The organism is Streptomyces sp. NPDC059008, assembly GCF_042749045.1.
GTDB lineage: Bacteria > Actinomycetota > Actinomycetes > Streptomycetales > Streptomycetaceae > Streptomyces.
Window position 1 is genome coordinate 16,077 of the sequence record NZ_JBHYJC010000018.1, and the last position, 19,929, is coordinate 36,005.

General features: G+C 70.7%; 19 protein-coding genes. 10 read left to right on the forward strand and 9 right to left on the reverse strand.

All coding sequences use genetic code 11. The features are described from left to right. Together ACFWZH_RS21705 and ACFWZH_RS21710 are read left to right on the forward strand one after the other, a co-directional pair. Window positions 1-194 (forward strand): hypothetical protein (locus ACFWZH_RS21705; protein ID WP_384433497.1); only part of this gene is annotated, 194 nt, incomplete at its 5' end. A 329-nt stretch (window positions 195-523) separates the two neighbouring features. Next, the gene (locus ACFWZH_RS21710; protein WP_384433500.1) at window positions 524-1,150 is read left to right on the forward strand and encodes a phosphatase PAP2 family protein; all 627 of its coding nucleotides are present in this window, start codon (window positions 524-526) and stop codon (window positions 1,148-1,150) included. Between the two features lie 66 nt (window positions 1,151-1,216). Here ACFWZH_RS21710 and ACFWZH_RS21715 read toward each other — a convergent pair whose 3' ends face one another. From ACFWZH_RS21715 to ACFWZH_RS21740, 6 genes are all read right to left on the reverse strand, one after another. After that, window positions 1,217-2,632 (reverse strand): NAD(P)/FAD-dependent oxidoreductase, encoded by a 1,416-nt coding sequence (locus tag ACFWZH_RS21715; protein ID WP_384433834.1) that lies wholly within the window; start codon window positions 2,630-2,632, stop codon window positions 1,217-1,219. 20 nt (window positions 2,633-2,652) lie between these two features. Continuing rightward, complete coding sequence (locus ACFWZH_RS21720) at window positions 2,653-3,516, reverse strand: ABC transporter permease (protein WP_384433503.1); 864 nt, start codon at window positions 3,514-3,516, stop codon at window positions 2,653-2,655. Continuing rightward, entirely contained in the window at window positions 3,516-4,454 is a 939-nt protein-coding gene (locus ACFWZH_RS21725; RefSeq protein ID WP_384433506.1) for an ABC transporter permease, read from the reverse strand. The genes ACFWZH_RS21720 and ACFWZH_RS21725 overlap by 1 nt, the downstream gene beginning before the upstream one ends. Beyond that, a complete protein-coding gene (locus ACFWZH_RS21730; protein WP_384433509.1) occupies window positions 4,451-5,614 on the reverse strand; it encodes an ABC transporter ATP-binding protein in 1,164 nt (387 codons plus the stop codon). The genes ACFWZH_RS21725 and ACFWZH_RS21730 overlap by 4 nt, the downstream gene beginning before the upstream one ends. A gap of 80 nt (window positions 5,615-5,694) precedes the next feature. Further along, window positions 5,695-6,942, reverse strand: coding sequence for a spermidine/putrescine ABC transporter substrate-binding protein (locus ACFWZH_RS21735; RefSeq protein WP_384433512.1), 1,248 nt, complete (start codon window positions 6,940-6,942; stop codon window positions 5,695-5,697). A 128-nt stretch (window positions 6,943-7,070) separates the two neighbouring features. Beyond that, window positions 7,071-8,600 carry a gamma-aminobutyraldehyde dehydrogenase gene (locus tag ACFWZH_RS21740; RefSeq protein WP_384433515.1) on the reverse strand — a complete coding sequence of 510 codons (1,530 nt, stop codon included), beginning with the start codon at window positions 8,598-8,600 and terminating at the stop codon, window positions 7,071-7,073. A gap of 201 nt (window positions 8,601-8,801) precedes the next feature. Between ACFWZH_RS21740 and ACFWZH_RS21745 the strand changes: the two genes are divergently transcribed. Next, window positions 8,802-9,449 (forward strand): NADAR family protein, encoded by a 648-nt coding sequence (locus tag ACFWZH_RS21745; protein ID WP_384433517.1) that lies wholly within the window; start codon window positions 8,802-8,804, stop codon window positions 9,447-9,449. 162 nt (window positions 9,450-9,611) lie between these two features. Then, complete coding sequence (locus ACFWZH_RS21750; protein WP_384433520.1) at window positions 9,612-10,631, forward strand: adenosine deaminase; 1,020 nt, start codon at window positions 9,612-9,614, stop codon at window positions 10,629-10,631. Window positions 10,632-10,985: 354 nt separating this feature from the next. Here the strand turns inward: ACFWZH_RS21750 and ACFWZH_RS21755 are convergent, their stop codons facing one another. Both ACFWZH_RS21755 and ACFWZH_RS21760 read right to left on the reverse strand, forming a co-directional pair. Continuing rightward, window positions 10,986-12,167, reverse strand: a complete 1,182-nt coding sequence (locus ACFWZH_RS21755) for a PotD/PotF family extracellular solute-binding protein (protein ID WP_384433523.1) — start codon at window positions 12,165-12,167, stop codon at window positions 10,986-10,988. Between the two features lie 179 nt (window positions 12,168-12,346). Further along, window positions 12,347-13,801, reverse strand: coding sequence for a gamma-aminobutyraldehyde dehydrogenase (locus tag ACFWZH_RS21760; protein WP_384433526.1), 1,455 nt, complete (start codon window positions 13,799-13,801; stop codon window positions 12,347-12,349). Between the two features lie 178 nt (window positions 13,802-13,979). On the opposite strand from ACFWZH_RS21760, the gene ACFWZH_RS21765 reads away from it, so the two are divergent. The 5 genes from ACFWZH_RS21765 (at window position 13,980) to ACFWZH_RS21785 (ending at window position 18,864) form a co-directional block, all read left to right on the forward strand. After that, window positions 13,980-14,453, forward strand: coding sequence for an Lrp/AsnC family transcriptional regulator (locus tag ACFWZH_RS21765; protein WP_018087114.1), 474 nt, complete (start codon window positions 13,980-13,982; stop codon window positions 14,451-14,453). A gap of 2 nt (window positions 14,454-14,455) precedes the next feature. Further along, a complete protein-coding gene (locus ACFWZH_RS21770; protein ID WP_384433529.1) occupies window positions 14,456-15,817 on the forward strand; it encodes an aspartate aminotransferase family protein in 1,362 nt (453 codons plus the stop codon). A 215-nt stretch (window positions 15,818-16,032) separates the two neighbouring features. Continuing rightward, complete coding sequence (locus tag ACFWZH_RS21775; RefSeq protein WP_384433532.1) at window positions 16,033-16,773, forward strand: ABC transporter ATP-binding protein; 741 nt, start codon at window positions 16,033-16,035, stop codon at window positions 16,771-16,773. Continuing rightward, window positions 16,755-17,927 carry a hypothetical protein gene (locus ACFWZH_RS21780; protein ID WP_384433535.1) on the forward strand — a complete coding sequence of 391 codons (1,173 nt, stop codon included), beginning with the start codon at window positions 16,755-16,757 and terminating at the stop codon, window positions 17,925-17,927. The genes ACFWZH_RS21775 and ACFWZH_RS21780 overlap by 19 nt, the downstream gene beginning before the upstream one ends. Before the next feature lie 115 nt (window positions 17,928-18,042). Beyond that, on the forward strand, window positions 18,043-18,864 hold the full coding sequence (locus ACFWZH_RS21785; RefSeq protein ID WP_384433538.1) for an SDR family NAD(P)-dependent oxidoreductase: 822 nt from the start codon (window positions 18,043-18,045) through the stop codon (window positions 18,862-18,864). Between the two features lie 61 nt (window positions 18,865-18,925). Here the strand turns inward: ACFWZH_RS21785 and ACFWZH_RS21790 are convergent, their stop codons facing one another. Continuing rightward, the gene (locus tag ACFWZH_RS21790; protein WP_384433541.1) at window positions 18,926-19,411 is read right to left on the reverse strand and encodes a RidA family protein; all 486 of its coding nucleotides are present in this window, start codon (window positions 19,409-19,411) and stop codon (window positions 18,926-18,928) included. A gap of 109 nt (window positions 19,412-19,520) precedes the next feature. Between ACFWZH_RS21790 and ACFWZH_RS21795 the strand changes: the two genes are divergently transcribed. Next, window positions 19,521-19,928: a MarR family winged helix-turn-helix transcriptional regulator gene (locus ACFWZH_RS21795; RefSeq protein ID WP_384433837.1), complete on the forward strand. Its 408-nt coding sequence runs from the start codon at window positions 19,521-19,523 to the stop codon at window positions 19,926-19,928. The last annotated feature ends 1 nt before the right edge of the window (window position 19,929 follow it).

Below are 19,929 nucleotides of genomic sequence, written 5' to 3' on the forward strand. Positions count from 1 at the left end.
GGGGGGCCCGGGCCCCCGGCACCCACCGCGCCCCGGGCCACGCCCGTTCGCCGCCCAAAGAGGGCGAACGGCACGCCGTCGAGGCGGACGCGCGTAGCTGGAGGTACGGAGTGAAGAAGATGTGCGGGGCCAATGGCGGCCGGGTGATGCGGCTGTCCGGTGCGCTCCCTGTGCCGTACGGTTTCTGCAGATGAGAGAAACACCCCGCTCGCAGGGGACTGCGGGCGACGCCCGGTCGGCGCTTCCCCGGCTCCGATCAGGCCGTGCCCTCGCGCACGACACCGGAACCCCTGGAATGGGGGGCTCCGGGAATCCTCACCGATCGGATGTCCGCTCGCCCCAAACCCCCCGGGGCGCGCGGGACACCGGTCAGCGCGGCCGCCTCGGAACCACCCCCCCTGTTCCGGGGCGGCCGATCCCCCCTCCCGGCTCGCCGGACCGCTCGGCCCGCGGCCCACGCCACTTCTCGCCACTGCTGGTCGCGCTCCTCAGCGCGGCCCTCTTCGCCGCGCTCACCTGGCAGGTGGCCGGCCACGGCCCGCTGCGCGCCCTCGACGAGCGCCTGGGCCGCGCCGTCGCCGCCGGCGCGCTTCCCCCCTCCGCCGCCGAGTTCTTCGCCGACCTCGGCAATGCGACCGTCGCGCTGCCCGTGCTGCTGACGGTGATGGTGTGGTCCGCGTGGCGGGGGTGGCGAAGGACGCCCCGGACCGCGATGCCCGAGGGCCCCGTCGCCCGCTGGTGGCTGCCACCGCTCGCCGCCGCGCTCGCGGCGGCCGCGGTGCCGGCACTCGTCGCCCCGCTCAAGCTCTGGCTCGCCCGGCCGGGCCCGCCCGCGATGGCCGGCGCCGCGCACGACGGCTTCTACCCCTCGGGCCACGGCGCCACGGCGGCGGTCGCCTACGGCGTGGCCGCGCTGCTGCTGACCCGGCATCAGCGGTGGTGGGCGGGGGGCCGGGCCGCCCGCACCCGCGCACCGGCGCTCGCCGCCGGGGCCGCCCTGCTGAATCTCGGCGTCGGCGTCGGGCTGGTGCGCCGCGGATACCACTGGCCCCTGGACGTACTCGGCAGCTGGTGCCTGGCCGGCGTGCTGCTCGCGGCGTGGTGCGCGGTGTGCGACCGGTGGGGCCAGGCGGCGGACGACGGACGGTGAAGGCGCGCGGCTCCGGCCGCGCGCCCCCGGCGAGCGTCGACGCACCGCGTCCGCCGACCCCCTGCGTCAGCTGTCGAAGCCCAGTCCCAGCTTGTCCATGGCCTTCAACCACAGGTTGCGGCGACCGCCGTGGGTGTCGGCGCGGGTCATCGACCACTGGGTGATACCGATGCCCGCCCAGCGCAGCGGCTCGGGCGGGAAGGGCAGCGGCTTGCTGCGGACCATCTCCAGCTCCGTGCGCTCGGTGCGCTCCCCGGCGAGCAGATCGAGCATCACCTCGGCGCCGAAGCGGGTGGCGCCCACACCGAGCCCGGTGTATCCGGCCGCGTAGGCGACCCGGCCGGCGTGCGCGGTGCCGAAGAAGGCGGAGAAGCGGGCGCAGGTGTCGATGGCGCCGCCCCAGGCGTGGCTGAAGCGCAGGCCCTCCAGCTGGGGGAAGCAGCGGAAGAAGTGCCGGGCGAGCTTCTCGTAGGTGGCCGGGTGGTGGTCGAACTCCGCCCGTACGCCGCCGCCGTAGCGGTAGACGATGTCGTAGCCGCCCCACAGGATGCGGTGGTCGGCGGTGATGCGGAAGTAGTGGAAGTGGTTGTTGCTGTCGGAGAGGCCCTGGCGGTTCTTCCAGCCGATGGCGGCGAGCTGCTCCTCGGAGAGCGGCTCGGTCATCAGGGCGTGGTCGTAGACCGGGACGATGTACGGGCGTACCCGCTTGACCAGGGACGGGAAGGCGTTGGTGCCGAGCGCGACGTAGCGGGCGAAGACCCGCCCGTAGGGGGTGCGGACGGCCATGCCCAGGCCTTCGGAGGCCAGGGTGGTGGCGCGGGTGCGCTCGTAGATGCGGACGCCGAGGCCGAGGCAGGCCTGCTTCAGGCCCCAGGCGAGGCGGGCGGGGTTGAGCATCGCGACGCCGTCGCGGTCCCACAGGCCGGCACGGAAGGTCGGTGAGTCGACCTCGGCGCGCAGTTCGTCCTGGTCGAGGAAAGTGTGCCGGTCGAGCCCGAGCTCGGCGGCGTCCTTGGCGGCCTCCTTGAGTTCGGCGATCTGATGGGGCTCGGTGGCGATGTCGATCTCGCCGGTGCGCTCGAAGGCGCAGTCGATGCCGTAGCGGGCGACGGCGTCCTCGATCGCGTCGAGGTTGTGGATGCCGAGCTCTTCGAGCGTGGCGAGCTCGCCGGGCCAGCGGGCCAGTCCGTTGCCCAGGCCGTGGGTGAGGGAGGCGGCGCAGAAGCCTCCGTTGCGCCCGGAGGCGGCCCAGCCGATCTCGGCGCCCTCGATGAGCACGACATCGCGCTGCGGGTCGCGCTCCTTGGCGATCAGCGCGGTCCACAGTCCCGAGTAGCCGCCGCCGACCACCAGCAGATCGCAGGTCTCGTCGCCGACGAGGGCCGGCAGGGCGTCGGGGCGGGCGGGATCGTCCAGCCAGAAGGGGGTGGGGGCGGCGTCCGCGAGAGCGTGGACGGGAGACGGTCCGGACGGATGCGACATGGCAGCTCGTGCCATGGTTCTCAGCTCCTCTTGCGCCTGTTGCGGCGGTTCCCGGCCAGTTGGCCGACGACTACGCACAGCACGGCGACCAGGAACATCGCCGTACCGATGACATTGATCTGAACGGGCGTGCCCCGCTGCGCCGATCCCCAGACGAACATGGGGAAGGTCACGGTGGAGCCGGCATTGAAGTTGGTGATGATGAAGTCGTCGAAGGACAGGGCGAAGGACAGCAGCGCGCCGGAGGCGATGCCGGGCGCGGCGATCGGCAGCGTCACCCGCAGGAAGGTCTGCACCGGGGAGGCGTAGAGGTCCTGGGCGGCCTGCTCCAGCCGCGGGTCCATGCTCATCACGCGTGCCTTGACGGCGGTGACGACGAAGCTCAGGCAGAACATGATGTGCGCGATGAGGATCGTCCAGAAGCCGAACTGGATGCCCATGTTGAGGAAGAGGGTCGCCAGCGAGGCGGCCATGACGACCTCGGGCATGGCCATCGGCAGGAAGATCAGGGTGTTGACGGAGGACCGGGCGCGGAAGCGGTAGCGGGCCAGCGCGAAGGCGATCATGGTGCCCAGGACGGTCGCGCCGACGGTCGCCCACAGGGCGATCTGCAGGCTCAGCCCCAGCGAGCCGCACAGGTCGGCGACCCCGCACGGATCGGCCCAGGCGTCCGTGGAGAAGCGCTGCCACTGGTAGTTGAAGCGGCCGTTGGGCTTGTTGAAGGAGAAGACCAGCACGACGACGTTGGGCAGGATCAGATAGCCCAGCGTGCACAGGCCCGCTATCACCACGATGTTGCGGCGCAGCCAGCGCAGGGCCTTGCCGGGCGGGCGGGCGGCCGTGGCCGCGGTCGGTCGGGTTGCCTTGGTTTCGGTGGCCGCCATCAGACCAGATCCTCCGTCCCGGACTTGCGGATGTAGATCGTGACCATGGCGAGGATGGCCGCCATGAGGATGAAGGAGAGGGCGGCGGCCGTCGGGTAGTCCAGGACCCGCAGGAACTGCGACTGGATGACGTTGCCGATCATCTTCTGGTCGGTGGAGCCCAGCAGTTCGGCGTTGATGTAGTCACCGGCCGCCGGGATGAAGGTGAGCAGGGTGCCGGCGACGACACCGGGCATGGACAGCGGGAAGGTGACCCGGCGGAAGGTGGTGGCCGGGCGGGCGTAGAGGTCGCCGGCGGCCTCGTGCAGGCGCGGGTCGATGCGCTCCAGCGAGGTGTACAGGGGCAGGATCATGAACGGCAGGAAGTTGTAGGTCAGTCCGCAGACCACCGCGAGCGGGGTGGCCAGCACCCGGTGTCCTTCGGTGACGCCCAGCCAGCTCGTCACGTCCAGCACGTGCAGGGAGTTCAGGACGCCGACGACCGGTCCGGCGTCGGCCAGGATCGTCTTCCACGCCAGCGTGCGGATCAGGAAGCTGGTGAAGAACGGGGCGATGACCAGGATCATCACCAGGTTGCGCCAGCGGCCCGCCTTGAAGGCGATCAGGTAGGCCAGGGGGTAGCCCAGCAGCAGGCAGAGCGCGGTGGCGACCGCGGCGTAGCCCACGGAGCGGACGAACTGCGGCCAGTACTCGCCGAGCGCGTCCCAGTACGTGGCGAAGTGCCAGGTGACCTTGAAGCCCTCTTCGAGGGAGCCGGTCTGGATCGACGTCGACGCCTGGTAGACGAGCGGGGCGGCGAAGAAGACGAGCAGCCACAGGATGCCGGGCAGCAGCAGCCAGTAGGGCACGAGCCGCTTGCGGGCGGACGGCCGGTGCGCCTTGGGGGGCGCGTCCACGGTCTGCTGTTCCGGTGGCACGGGGGTCTCGGTGAGGGTCACGCGGCCTCCTCGTCGAGGTCCGCGCCGGCCTGGATGTCCTGGGCGGCGTCCAGTCCGAAGGTGTGCGCCGGGTTCCAGTGCACGACGACCTCCGCGCCGGGCACGAGGCGGCCGTCGCGTTCGATGTTCTGCTCGTAGACGGCGAGTTCGCCCAGGCCGGGCACCTCGACGACGTACTGCGTGGAGACGCCGATGAAGCTGGCGTCCTTGATGCGGCCGGGCAGCCGGTTGTGGCCCTCGGGGCAGGCCCCGGCGTCGTCGGTGTGCTTCAGCGCGACCTTCTCCGGCCGTACGCCGGCCAGCACCTTGCCGCCTGTGGGGGCCGCGGCGCTACATCGGGCGGCGGGCAGCCGGAGCTTGCCGCCGGCGGCCTTGAGGAGCAGCTCCTCGCCGCCGGTCTCGACGACCTCGGCCTCGATGAGGTTGGAGGTGCCCAGGAAGTTGGCGACGAAGGTGGTGGCGGGGTTCTCGTAGAGGTCGGCGGGGGCGCCGAGCTGTTCGACCCGGCCGCCGTTCATCACGGCCACGGTGTCGGCCATCGTCATGGCCTCCTCCTGGTCGTGGGTGACGTGCACGAAGGTGATCCCGACCTCGGTCTGGATGCGCTTGAGCTCCAGCTGCATCTGGCGGCGCAGCTTGAGGTCGAGGGCGCCGAGCGGCTCGTCGAGCAGCAGCACCTGGGGGTGGTTGATCAGCGCCCGCGCGACCGCGACGCGCTGCTGCTGGCCACCGGAGAGCTGCTGCGGCTTGCGGCGCGCCATCGGGCCGAGCTGGACGAGGTCGAGCATCTCCTCGACCTGCTTCTTGACGGACTTGATGCCGCGGCGGCGCAGCCCGAAGGCGACGTTCTCGTAGATGTCCAGGTGCGGGAAGAGCGCGTAGTTCTGGAAGACGGTGTTGACCTGGCGCTTGTACGGCGGCAGGGCCGTGACGTCCTGGCCCGACAGCTCGACGGTCCCGGTGGTGGGCTCCTCCAGTCCGGCGATCATCCGCAGGGTGGTGGTCTTGCCGCAGCCCGAGGCGCCCAGCAGCGCGAAGAAGGAGCCCGCGGGGACGGTCAGGTCGAGCGGATGGACGGCGGTGAAGGAGCCGTAGGTCTTGCTTATCCCGTGGAGGCGGACGTCGCCGCCGCTGCTCTGGGGGGTCGCGGTGTTGGTCATGTCGGTCGTCCCATGGGTCGGAGGGCGAAACGGCTCGGGCGGGCCTGGTGGGAGCGTGGGGGCCAGGCCCCGGGGGCGGCTCAGGCGCCGGTGAGGTCGGAGAACTTCTGGGCGAACTCCTTGCTCTCCTTGGCGTTCAGCGCGCGGAAGGAGTGGGACCGGGCGGCCATCTCCTTGTCCGGCAGGATCAGCGGGTTGTCCGCCGCCGACTTGTCGATCTTGGCGAGCTCGTCGCGCACGCCGTCGACGGGGCAGACGTAGTTGATGTAGGCCGCGAGCCGGGCCGCCACCTTCGGCTCGTAGAAGTAGTCGATGAGCCGTTCGGCGTTCTGCTTGTGGCGGGCCTTGTTCGGCACCATGAGGTTGTCGGTGGACGTCATGTAGCCGGACTTGGGGATGACGTACTCGATGTCCGGGTTGTCGCTCTGCAGCTGGACGATGTCCCCGGCCCAGGCGACACAGGCGGCGAGGTCGCCCTTGTCCAGGTCGGTGGTGTAGTCGTTGCCGGTGAAGCGGCGGATCTGCTTTGCGTCCACGCCCTTTTGGAGTCGGGCTATCGCCGCGTCGAAGTCGTCCGCGGTGACGTCCTCGGGGCGCTTGCCCATGTCCAGCAGGGTCAGCCCGACGCTGTCGCGCATCTCGGAGAGGAAGCCGACCCGGCCCTTGAGCCGCGGGTCCTCCAGCAGCTGGCTCACCGAGTCGACCTTCCTGCCGCCGGTGGCCTTCTTGTTGTACGCGATGATCGCGGGGATGCCCTGCCAGACGTAGGAGTGCGCGCGGCCCGGGTCCCAGGCCGGGTCGCGGAACTCCGCGGCCAGGTTGGCGTAGGCGTGCGGCAGATTGGCCGGGTCCAGCTTCTGGATCCAGCCCAGGGAGATCATCCGCGCGCACATCCAGTCGGTGAGCACGAGCAGATCGCGGCCGGTGTCCTGGCCGGCCGCCAGCTGCGCCTGGACCTTTCCGAAGAACTCGTCGTTGTCGTTGATGTCCTCGGTGTACTTGACGGCGATGCCGGTGCGCCGGGTGAAGGCGTCCAGCGTCGGGTGGCGCTTGCCGTCGTCGCTGACGTCCATGTACTCGGTCCAGTTGGAGAAGTTCAGGCGCTTCTCCGCCCGGGAGTGGTCCGTGCTCCCGGCGGCGTCCGTGCGGCCCGCGGGCGGGATGCCGCAGGCGCCGAGGGCACCCAGGCCGCCGGCCGCGACGGCCATGGCGCTGCTCGCGCGCAGCAGCGTGCGGCGGGTCATGGCCAGCCGGCCGTCGGCCGCGCTGCGGCGGACGGCGGCGATCTCGGCCGGGGACAGGGGTTCGGGCTGCTCGTGGTGCTCCATGCGCGGTGCCCTTTCGGGGGTGAGCCCGGCGCTCGGCCGGTGGTGACGGTGCCGCGCGGCGCTGGCCGCAGGGGTGGGGCCCAGGTGGGGGCGGGGCCTGTGGGGGGCTCGGTGAGGCCGGGGGTCCCTCAGGGACGGTCCCCGAAGATCGTCCGGTGCCAGTCCTTCCTGGCGACCGCGGTGTTGTCATACATCACGTGCTTGACCTGGGTGTACTCCTCGAAGGAGTAGGCCGACATGTCCTTGCCGAAGCCGGACGCCTTGGCGCCGCCGTGCGGCATCTCGCTGATGATCGGGATGTGGTCGTTGACCCAGACGCAGCCCGCGTTGATCTCGCGGGTGGCGCGGCCGGTGCGGTAGACGTCCCGGCTCCAGGCGGAGGCGGCCAGCCCGTAGGGGGTGTCGTTGGCCAGCGCGATGCCCTCGTCGTCGCTGTCGAAGGGCAGCACGACCAGCACCGGGCCGAAGATCTCCGCCTGCACGATCTCGCTGTCCTGCGCGGCCCCGGCGATCAGCGTGGGCCGGTAGTAGGCGCCCTTGGCCAGCCTGCTGTCGTCGCCGAACGCGGGTACCTCGCCGCCGGTGACGACGGTGGCGTAGCCGCGCGCCCGGTCGACGAAGCCGGCCACCCGGTCGCGCTGGGCGTGCGAGATCAGCGGACCCAGGTCGGTGGACGGGTCGAAGGGGTCGCCGAGCCGTACGGTCGCCATCAGGTCGGCGACGCCTTGGACGAACGCGTCGTAGAGCGGGCGTTGGACGTAGGCGCGGGTGGCGGCGGTGCAGTCCTGGCCGGTGTTGATCAGCGCGCCGGCGACCGCGCCGTGGACGGCGGCCTCCAGGTCGGCGTCGTCGAAGACGACGAAGGGGGCCTTGCCGCCGAGTTCCAGATGGAGGCGCTTGACGGTGCCGGTGGCGATCTCCGCGACGCGCTTGCCGACGGCGGTGGAGCCGGTGAAGGAGGTCATCGCGACACAGCGGTGGCCCACCAGGTGCTCGCCGGCGTCCCGGCCCGCCCCGGAGACGATGTTGAGCGCACCGTCCGGCAGCCCCGCGCGCTGCGCGGCCTGCGCGAACAGCAGCGAGGTCAGCGGGGTGATCTCGGCGGGCTTGAGGACGATGGTGTTGCCCGCGGCGAGGGCCGGCAGCACCTTCCAAGCGGCCATCTGCAGCGGGTAGTTCCACGGCGCGATGGAGCCGACGACGCCGATGGGCTCGCGGCGGATGACGGAGGTGTGGTCGGCGCTGTATTCGCCGGCCGCCTTGCCCTCCAGGTGGCGGGCGGCGCCGGCGAAGAACGCCGCGTTGTCGATCGAGCCCGGCACGTCGAACTCGTTGCTGAGCTTGATCGGCTTTCCGCAGTTCAGCGATTCGGCGAAGGCGAGGTCGGCGGCGTCCTCGGCGAGCGCCGCGGCGAAGCGGTGCAGGGTGTCGGAGCGTTCACCGGGGGTGGCCCCGCCCCACTCGGCGAAGGCGCGCTCCGCGGCCGCCACGGCGGCGTCCACGTCCGCCGTGCCTGCGAGTTCGTAGGAGTACACCGTCTCGCCGGTCGCCGGGTCCACGACGTCCTGGGTACGGCCGGAGCTGCCGGCGCGGAGGCTGCCCGCGATGAATTGCGCGCCCTCGGCGAACCGCTCGGTGACATCGAATCGGTGGTCCATGGTGCTCTCCTCCGCCGGGCGCCGGGGCCGCTCAGCGGCACTGCCTGGCGTAGCTACTTCCGGAATTGATGGCCGATCTTGACAGAGGAAAGCACCCTCAACAAGTGATTCCGTTGTTGCCTTTTGGTTACGCGACGAATTCTGCGATTTTCCCTGTACCCACCCCGACACGTTGTCAGTGCCCGCTGACAGAATCCCGGCATGATGCACGACAACACGGGGGCCGGCGAGACGATCATGGCCGGACGGGTCGCGGACGGACCGCGCTCGGTCGAGGAGCTGTGCCGCGAGACCGCCGCCGGGAAGCACAGGAAATACGTCCATTTCTGGGGCCACAGCCCCCGGCGCGACGGCAGCCTGGGGGCGAGCTGCTTCAGCCAGTGGTGGCCCTCCCCCTTCACGGTCGACGGTGTCCGCTATGCCACCGCCGAACACTGGATGATGGCCGGAAAGGCCCGGCTGTTCGGCGACGCGGACGCGGAGCGCGGCGCGATAGCGGCGGGCCACCCCAAGCAGGCGAAGTCCTACGGGCGCAAGGTCCGCGGCTTCGACGAGGAGACCTGGCAGCGGCATCGCTACGGCCTGGTCGTCGAGGGCAGCCTGCACAAGTTCGGACAGGACGCCGACCTCCGGGAGTTCCTGCTGGGCACGAACTCCCGGGTGCTGGTCGAGGCCAGCCCGCTGGACCGGATATGGGGCATCGGCCTGGCCGCCGACGACGAGCGGGCCATGGACCCGGCGCGCTGGCGGGGGCTGAATCTGCTGGGCTTCGCACTGATGGAGGCCCGCCAGCGGCTGCGGGAGGCGGACGGCCGGCGGCTCCGGGAGGCGGACGGCCGGCAGCGGTAGGGCGGTCGGCCGCCCGGGGGCGCGCCCGGCGCCCCCGGCCCGTCGTCAAAGGGGCCGCACGCCGGCCGATTCACGCCCTGCGGCCACCGGCCGACCTGGACGCGCATAGCATGACCAGGCCGTTCCGCACACCCCTGAACACCCACCGACCAGGAGGAACCGTTGTCCGATCTCGATGCCTTCATCGCGGGCCTGCCCAAGGCGGAGCTGCACGTCCACCACGTCGGATCGGCCTCACCGCGCATCGTCTCCACGCTGGCCGCCCGGCACCCCGACTCCGCCGTCCCCACCGACCCCGAGGCGCTGGCCGACTACTTCACCTTCCGCGACTTCGCGCACTTCGTCGAGGTCTACCTCTCCGTCGTGGACCTGATCCGCGACGCCGACGACGTCCGCCTGCTGACGTACGAGGTCGCCCGGGACATGGCGCGGCAGCAGATCCGCTACGCCGAGCTGACCGTCACGCCCTTCAGCTCCACCCGCCGCGGCATCCCCGACGCCGCGTTCGTCGAGGCCATCGAGGACGCCCGCAAGGCCGCGGAGTCCGAGCTGGGCGTGGTGCTGCGCTGGTGCTTCGACATCCCCGGCGAGGCGGGCCTGGAGGCCGCCGAGGAGACCGCCCGCATCGCCTGCGACCTGCGGCCCGAGGGCCTGGTGTCCTTCGGGCTCGGCGGCCCCGAGATCGGCGTTCCCCGCCCGCAGTTCAAGCCGTACTTCGACCGCGCGATCGCCGCCGGGCTGCACTCCGTACCGCACGCCGGTGAGACCACGGGCCCCGGCACGATCTGGGACGCGCTGCGCGACCTGCGCGCCGAGCGCATCGGCCACGGCACCAGCGCCACTCAGGACCCCGAGCTGCTGGCCCACCTCGCCGAGCACCGCATCCCGCTGGAGGTCTGCCCCACCTCCAACATCGCCACCCGCGCGGTGCGCACCCTGGAGGAGCACCCCCTCAAGGAGATGGTCGACGCCGGCGTCCTGGTCACGATCAACAGCGACGACCCCCCGATGTTCGGCACCGACCTCAACACCGAATACGGCGTCGCCGCCCGCCTTCTGGGGCTGGACACCACCGGCCTGGCCGCCCTGGCCAAGAACGCCGTCGAGGCCTCCTTCATGGACACCCCCGCCAAGGCCCGACTGTCAGCCGAGATCGACGCATACACGACGTCATGGCACTGAGCCTCACAGAGCACCACTGGCACTCCTAGCACTACCGAGTGGCCTCCTAGCACTACCGAGCATCACACGGCCATCACACAACACTCGGGAACTGATTACTCTCCGTAATCGTTGCCGGAACACAGGGAGGCGCCACACGGCAAAGGGCACAGGGCACCGCACGGCACAGGGCGCCGCACAGTAGAGGCCCCCGCACGGCCCGTGGCGCCGCACGGCACTGGGCACCCGATGACCTAGGGCACCGCACCGCGCACCACAGGCCGAGAGCACCACACCGCACCGCAGGCTGGGGGCACCACACGGCCGACAGGGGCCACCGCACAGCCGACCCGCTCACGGCTCACAGCTCACAGCTCACAGCCCCACGATGCCGTTCCACTCCTTGGCGAACTCCGTCCGCTCCTTGGAGGTGATGTCACGGGCGATGGCCAGTCGCCCGCGCATCGCGTCGTCGGGGAAGATCAGCGGGTCCTCGGCCAGCTCGGCGCGGTCCTTGTCCTTGGAGGAGGCCAGCACCTCGCGCGCGGCCGGGACGGGGCAGACGTAGTTGACCCAGGCGGCGAGGTCGGCCGCGACCTCCGGCCGGTAGTAGTGGTCGATCAGCCGCTCCGCGTTGCGCTTGTGGTCCGCGAGGTTGGGGATCATCAGGCTCTCCGCCCAGAGCTCGGCCCCTTCCTCCGGCACCACGAACTCGATGTCGGGGTTGTCCGCCTGAAGCTGGATCACATCACCGGAGTAGGCCTGTGCGGCGAGCACGTCCCCGGAGTCCAGGTCCTTGATGTAGTCGTTGCCGGTGAAGCGCCTGATGTGGCCCTTGCGGACGAGGCCGCGGAGCTGGTCGGCCATACGGTGGAAGTCGTCGCCGGTCCAGCGGGTGATGTCGACGCCGTTGCCCTGCATCAGCAGGGCGAACGCCTCGTCGAGGCCGGAGAGCAGGGTGACCCGGCCGCGCAGGTCGCCCTTCCACAGGTCGGCGGTGTGCCGGATCTCGCGACCGAGCTTCCTGCGGTTGTAGGCGATGCCGGTGATCCCGGACTGCCAGGGCACGGAGTGCGTACGGCCCGGGTCGAAGTGCGGGGTGCGCAGCAGCGGATCGAGGTATCGGGCGACGTTCGGCTGGGCGGTGCGGTCCATCTCCTGGACCCAGCCCAGGCGGACGAAGCGGGCGCACATCCAGTCGCTGATGACGATCAGGTCGCGGCCGGTGCGCTGATGGTTCATCAGCGCCGGGCTGATCTTGCCGAAGAACTCGTCGTTGTCGTTGATCTCCTCGCTGTACGCGACGGAGATCCCGGTGCGCCGCTCGAACGCGTCGAGGGTGGGCCGGCGCTGTTCGTCGTGGTCGTCGACGTCGATGTACAGCGGCCAGTTGGCGAAGACGATCCGGCGGTCGCCCGAGGAGCGGTCCGGGCCCGCGCGGTGTGCCGCCTCGACGTACGCGGGCGGCACCCCGCATCCGGTCATGGCGGCCAGCGCCCCCGTCACACCCATTGCGCCCATGCCCCGGAGCAGCCCCCGCCGCGAAAGATCAACCATGGCGAGCACTCTCACGTGGCGCGGGCGGAGGCGGCAAGAGACAGAGCGTCAACTGCCGGGCCTCCGCCCGCGACGGTGTGTCGAGCGTTCCGTGTCGCTCGACGGTGGGGATCCCCCGGGTCGGCCGGTGGGGCCGGCCGGCCACGCGGGCCGGCCGGTCAACCGGTCGGTGCTGCGGCTCAGCCGTCCAGCGAGGTCATCACGTGCTTGATGCGGGTGTAGTCGTCGAAGCCGTAGGCCGAGAGGTCCTTGCCGTAGCCGGACTTCTTGAATCCGCCGTGCGGCATCTCGGCGACCAGCGGGATGTGGGTGTTGATCCACACACAGCCGAAGTCGAGGCTCTTGGACATCCGCATGGCGCGGGCGTGGTCCTTGGTCCACACCGAGGACGCGAGTGCGTACTCGACGCCGTTGGCCCACTCCACCGCCTGCTTCTCGTCACTGAAGGACTGGACGGTGATGACCGGGCCGAACACCTCGTGCTGGACGATCTCGTCGTCCTGCTTGAGGCCCGAGACGACGGTCGGGGCGAAGAAGTAGCCCTTCTCGCCGACCTGCTCGCCGCCCGCCTCGATCTTGGCGTGCGCGGGCAGCCGCTCGATGAAGCCCTTGACCTGCTTGAGCTGGTTGGCGTTGTTCAGCGGGCCGTAGAGCACGTCCTCGTCGTCGACCGCGCCGGTCTTGGTCTCCGACGCGGCCTTGGCCAGCGCCGCGACGAACTCGTCGTGGATGGACTCCTGGACGAGCACGCGGGTCGCGGCCGTACAGTCCTGGCCGGCGTTGAAGTAGCCGGCCACCGAGATGTCCTCGACGGCCTTGGCGATGTCGGTGTCCTCGAAGACGACGACCGGCGCCTTGCCGCCCAGCTCCAGGTGGACCCGCTTGAGGTCCTTGGACGCGGACTCGGCGACCTGCATACCGGCGCGCACGGAGCCGGTGATCGAGGCCATCGCCGGGACGTCGTGCTCGACCATCAGGCGGCCGGTCTCGCGGTCACCGCAGATGACGTTGAACACGCCCCGCGGGTGGCCCAGCTCGTCCAGCACGCTGCCGATGATGTCGGCGATCAGCACCGTCGAGGCGGGGGTGGTGTCGGACGGTTTGATGACGACGGTGTTGCCCGCGGCCAGCGCCGGGGCGAACTTCCAGACGGCCATCATCATCGGGTAGTTCCACGGCGCGACCTGGGCGCAGACGCCGACCGGCTCGCGGCGGATGATGGAGGTGAAGCCGTCCATGTACTCGCCGGCCGAGCGGCCCTCCAGCATCCGGGCGGCACCCGCGAAGAAGCGGATCTGGTCCACCATCGGCGGGATCTCCTCGGAGCGTACGAGGGCGATCGGCTTGCCGCAGTTCTCGGACTCGGCGGCGATCAGCTCCTCCGCCCGCTCCTCGAAGCGGTCGGCGACCTTGAGCAGGACCTTCTGGCGCTCGGCCGGGATCAGGTCGCGCCAGGCGGGGAAGGCGGCCTCGGCGGCGGCCATCGCCGCGTCCACGTCGGCGGCGGCCGAGAGCGGGGCGGTGGCGTACGCCTCACCCGTGGCGGGATTGACCACCTCCGTGGTCCGCCCGTCGGCGGCGTCCCGGAACTCCCCGTCGATGTAGTTGCGCAGACGACGCAGTGCGGTGGTCACTGTGCGCCCCCTTCAAGTCAGATGTCCGGTGGTTTGGGTCCACCCTAGCCATGAAACCCACGCTTTCAACACACCCGCCACCCCGGAACAACGGAATCAGTGAAATTCTGATCGCGACACGACTAATTTCATCGCTTTGGGGTTGCAAGACCGACGAGGCTCGTGCACAGTGAGGGACGTGGCCACTCGTGACAGAAACGGCACCCCGTCGATCGACTCCGTCTCCCTGGCGATCATCGAGCAGCTCCAGGAGGACGGGCGCCGTCCGTATGCCGCAATCGGCAAGGCCGTCGGCCTGTCCGAGGCGGCTGTGCGCCAGCGCGTACAGAAACTGCTCGACCAAGGCGTGATGCAGATCGTCGCGGTCACCGACCCCCTCACGGTCGGTTTCCGTCGGCAGGCAATGGTCGGCATCAACGTCGAGGGTGACCTCGACCCCGTGGCCGACGCCCTGACGACCATGGAAGAAGTCGAGTACGTCGTCATGACGGCAGGCTCCTTCGATCTCATCATCGAGATCGTCTGCGAGGACGACGACCACCTGCTGGAAATGATCAACAAGCGGATCCGCACGCTTCCCGGCGTCCGATCCACCGAGAGCTTCGTGTACCTCAAGCTCCGGAAGCAGACCTACACCTGGGGAACGAGATAGCAATGAGCGGCGACCTCTCCAAGACGGCCTACGACCACCTGTGGATGCACTTCACCCGCATGTCGTCGTACGAGAATGCTCCCGTGCCCACCATCGTCCGCGGTGAGGGCACCAACATCTACGACGACAAGGGCAAGCGCTACATCGACGGCCTCGCCGGCCTCTTTGTGGTCAACGCCGGCCACGGCCGGGTCGAGCTCGCCGAGACCGCCTACAAGCAGGCGCAGGAGCTCGCCTTCTTCCCCGTGTGGTCCTACGCCCACCCCAAGGCCGTGGAGCTCGCCGAGCGCCTGGCCAACGAGGCCCCCGGCGACCTCAACAAGGTCTTCTTCACCACCGGCGGCGGCGAGGCCGTCGAGACCGCGTGGAAGCTGGCCAAGCAGTACTTCAAGCTCACCGGCAAGCCGATGAAGCACAAGGTGATATCGCGGGCGGTGGCCTACCACGGCACCCCGCAGGGCGCCCTGTCCATCACCGGCCTGCCCGGCCTGAAGGCCCCCTTCGAGCCGCTGGTCCCCGGCGCGCACAAGGTGCCGAACACCAACATCTACCGCGCCCCGATCCACGGCGACGACCCCGAGGCCTTCGGCCGCTGGGCCGCCGACCAGATCGAGCAGCAGATCCTCTTCGAGGGCCCCGAGACCGTCGCCGCGGTCTTCCTGGAGCCGGTGCAGAACGCCGGTGGCTGCTTCCCGCCGCCGCCCGGCTACTTCCAGCGGGTCCGCGAGATCTGTGACCAGTACGACGTGCTGCTCGTCTCCGACGAGGTCATCTGCGCCTTCGGCCGCCTGGGCACGACGTTCGCCTGCGACAAGTTCGGCTACATCCCGGACATGATCACCTGCGCCAAGGGCATGACCTCGGGCTACTCCCCGATCGGCGCCTGCATCATCTCCGACCGCCTGGCCGAGCCGTTCTACAAGGGCGACAACACCTTCCTGCACGGCTACACCTTCGGCGGCCACCCGGTCTCCGCGGCCGTCGGTGTCGCCAATCTCGACATCTTCGAGCGTGAGGGCCTCAACCAGCACGTCCTCGACAACGAGGGCAACTTCCTGAGCACGCTGCAGAAGCTGCACGACCTGCCGATCGTCGGCGACGTCCGCGGCAACGGCTTCTTCTACGGCATCGAGCTGGTCAAGGACAAGGCCACCAAGGAGTCCTTCAACGAGGAGGAGACCGAGCGCGTCCTGTACGGCTTCCTGTCCAAGGCGCTGTACGACAACGGCCTCTACTGCCGCGCCGACGACCGTGGCGACCCGGTCATCCAGCTCGCCCCGCCGCTGATCGCCGACCAGCCGGTCTTCGACGAGATCGAGCAGATTCTGCGCACGGTCCTCACCGAGGCCTGGGCCAAGCTCTGACCGACGCGCCCGCGCCAGATGCGCTAATACACAACTGAACACCCAGCGGTCCAGATTCACTCACTTCAAGCCATACGAGTGAATCTGGGCCGTTGTGCTGTCAAGCGACGAATACCGGGGGGCACCAGTCCTTACCGTGCTAGTGACCGATACCCTCCATGGTCGTTCACCCAGTTGGGGGAACGAGTCGACGCGAACAAGCAAGAGGTGCGCAGATGGTGGCCCCGCCTGACAACGACGTTCTCTGGGCACGCGGCCTGCACCACACGTACGGCGGCACCACCGCCCTGGCAGGGGTCTCCCTCGGCGTCCGCGAGGGCGAGATCCTCGCCGTCACCGGCCCGCGCGGCAGCGGCAAGACCACCCTGTTGAAATGCCTCTCCGGTCAACTCGTCCCGTCCGAGGGCGAGGTGTGGTTCAACAGCGCCCCCGTGCACACCCTCTCCTCTCCCAGCCGCGAACGGCTGCGCCTGGACCGGTTCGGCTGGATCGACACCGAACCTCACCTCGTCCCCGAACTCACCGCCTGGGAGAACGCCGCCCTCCCCCTGCTGCTGCGGGGCAGCGGCAGCCGCTCGGCCAAGCACACCGCCCTCGAATGGCTGGACCGCCTCGACGTCGGCATGTGCGCCCGCCGCCGCCCCGCGCAGCTCGACCAGTCCCAGCGCCAGCGCGTCGCGATCGCCCGCGCGCTCGCCACCACCCCCCAGGTGCTCTTCGCCGACGAGCCCACCGCCCCGTTGCACCACGCCGACGGCACTCAGGTGCTGCGCACCCTGACCACCGCGGCCCGCTCGCACCAGATCACCGTGGTCCTGGCGACCCACGACCCTGGTGTCGCCACGCTCGCCGACCGCTCCCTCGCGCTCCTCGACGGCCGCCACTCGGCCGAAGCACCCGCCACCACCGGCTCCTCCGATGAGGAAAGCAGGGCAGCGTGCTCGCTCTCCGTCTGACCCGCGGCTCGCACCCCCTCGTTCTGCTGCGTCGCGTCTTCGTCGCTGCCGCGGCGGCCGGCACCGGCTTCCTGCTGCTGTCCACCGTCGGCTACGCCGCCGGCCACCCGTCCACCGCCGACGCATCGCTGGTACGCCTCCTGTGGTGCGCGGCCCCGCTCGCCGCCACCGCCCAGTTCGCGGTCTCCACCGCCCGTACCGACCCCGCCGCCCGCCTCCAGCGCGGGATGAACGCCGCCGGGATGGGCCCCCTGCGGCTGACTCTCCTGGCCACCGCCTCCACCGCACTGACCTGCTTCCTCGGCGTCCTCCTCGCGCTGTTCGCCTTCCTGCGCCTGCGCGGCGACCTCGGCGGCCCGGGCGCCGCCTCGGCCTTGGGCCTCGACTCCGACCTGCTCGGCTCGGGCCACCCGCTGCCGCTCGCCGGCGCCCTGATGCTGCTGGCGCTCGTACCGCTGACCGCCGCCGCCGCGACCGCCGTCGTGCTGCGCCCCCGCGACGAGACCGGCACCGCCGAGTTCGAGGCCCGTCACCGGACCGCCCCGCCCTCCGGGCTCCCGTGGGGCATCGCCCTGGCCGCGGCGGGCCTGGCCATCGAGGCCTACACCAGCCCCGGCTCCCAAGGCCACGGCGGGCTGCTGCCCCTGCCCGGCCGGCTGGTCGGCAGCCCTCCGGGCGCGCTGGCCGGCTGGGCCCTGTCCGCCTTCGGTCTCGTCCTGGCCGGCCCCGGTCTGGTGCATCTGTGCGGCCGTCTGCTGTGCGCCGGCCGCCCCGGCGCGCTGCGCCTGCTGTCCGGACGCGTGCTCCAGGAGGAGTCGCACCGCCTGGGCCGTCCGCTCGGCGTGCTGTGCGCGGTGGCCTCCGCCGTCTATGCCGCCGTCAGGGTCTACGAGTCCGCTCCCTCCCGTCCCTTCGGTCCGCTCACCGCCATCGGCGCGGCGGTGGTGCTGGCCTGCGTCACCGCCAGCGCTCTCACCGCCGCCTTCGAGTCCCGCTCCGCCCGTGCCCGTACCACCGCCGCCCTCCGGCGCCTGGGTGCCTCCGCCTCCGTCCTCTACCGCGCCGCGGCCCTGCGCCTGCTGGCCCTGGTGATCGTGCTCGCCCCGCTGACCTGGACCGTGGCGGAGATGGTGACGCTGCCGCTGGTGCGGTGAGGGCCCACGGCGTGCCCGGGGGAGCTTCGGGGCTGCGGGCCGACGCCTGGTGGTGGCGACACCAGGTTCAGCACACTCTCCCGTGCCGTTGGGCCCAACTGCCAGGCTCCTTCCCATGAATCAGCGCACCACATTGATCACGGGGGCCACCCAGGGCCTGGGCCGCGGCCTCGCACTCGCCCTCGCCGCCCAGGGCGGCACCCTTCTGCTGCACGGCCGCGACCGCACCCGTCTGGACACCGTGGCGGCCGAGGTACGGGCGGCCGCCCCCGGCACCACCGTCCGTACCTACCTCGCCGATCTGGCCGACCTCGACCAGGTCCATGCGATGGCCGCCCGGATCCGCGCGGCGGAACCCCGGCTCGACGGGCTGATCAACAACGCCGTCGCGGGCGGCGGCGCCGATCCGCTCCGGCGCGAGCTGAGCCGGCAGGGCCACGAGCTGCGCTTCGCCGTGAATCACCTCGCCCCCTACGCCCTGACCCGCGATCTGCTGCCCCTGCTCCTGTCCTCCGCCCCGTCCCGCGTGGTCAATGTCGCCTCGATAGGGCAGGAGGCCGTCGACTTCGACAACGTGATGCTGGAACGGGACTACGAGGGCCTGCGGGCCTACTGCCGGAGCAAGCTGGCGTTGATCATGGCGACGTTCCACCTGGCCGCCGAGCTGGAGGGCACCGGCGTCACGGTCAACACCCTGCATCCGGCCCATCTGATGGACACCGACGGGGTGCGCGAGTACGGCCTCACGCCGGTGACCACCGTCGACGAGGGGGTGCGGCCGACCCTCCGACTGCTGACCGATCCCGCTCTGGCGTCCACCACAGGCCGTTACTTCGACCAGTTCACCGACACCCGGGCACACGAACAGGCATACGACGTCCAGGCCCGGGAACGCCTGATGCGGCTGACCGACGCCCTCGTCGGGCGAGCAGCCTGAGCCGGCGTCGGACGACGGGTGAGCCGGGGGGCGGGGAGCCGGGCCGCCGGGACCGCCTCGCTCAGCGGGCGAGCGCCGTGACCTCCACCTCTATCCGCCAGTCCGGCTGGGCCAGTGACGACACCTCCAGCAGGGTGTCCGCGGGGTAGGGCTCGGAGAGGAACTCCCCTCGCAGCGTGATGACATGGTCGAGGTCGGCGGCCATGTCCGTCACGAAGATGCCCACCTTCACCACGTCGGCCAGCGAGGCGCCGGCCGCGGCCAGGACCCGCTCGACGTTCGCGAACGCCTGCCGTCCTTGGGTCAGGAAGTCGTCCGAGACGGTCCGTCCCCGCTCGTCGATGCCCGCCTGTCCCGAGACATGGATCAGTCCGCCCGCCTTGACGGCCTGGGAGATCCTGTACGGCTCGTACCAGTCCGGTGTGGTCGCGATCCGTTCGATCTCTCGCGCCGTCTCGGCCGCTTCGACAACGCCCTCGGATTCCTGCGCCACCGTCACCACCGTCATCTCTCCCCCTCGTTCTTCCTGCACCTGCTGCAGTTCCATGCACATACATTCCTTGCATGCACATACATAAGTTTCAGGTGCATGTACGCTGCTGTCAAGGCCCGATCGGAAAACGGCGGCGGGAAGCGGCGGAAGCGAGCGCATGGCGATGGACGCGGAGCACTGGGACCGGCTCGGAGCACTCCACACCCGCGTCGAGCAGGAACTGGCACGAGCCCTGCAGCAGCACCACCGCATCGGACTCTCCGAGTACCGCGCGCTGACGCGGCTGGCCGAGGCCGACGACGGCGAGCTGCGCATGCAGGAGCTCGCCGACCTCATCGGCCTCAACCAGAGCTCCGTGAGCCGGCTGGCCTCCCGTCTGGAGTCCTCCGGCCTGACCCGCCGCGACCTGTGCCCCGACGACCGGCGCGGCGTCTACAGCGTCATCACCGACGAAGGCCGGAAAGTCCAGCTGAAGGCGCGCCCCACCTACGACGGCGCGCTGCGCGAAGCGCTGGACGCGGCGGCCTCGGACGGGCACCTCGGTCCCCTCGTGGAGTCCCTGCGGTCCTAAC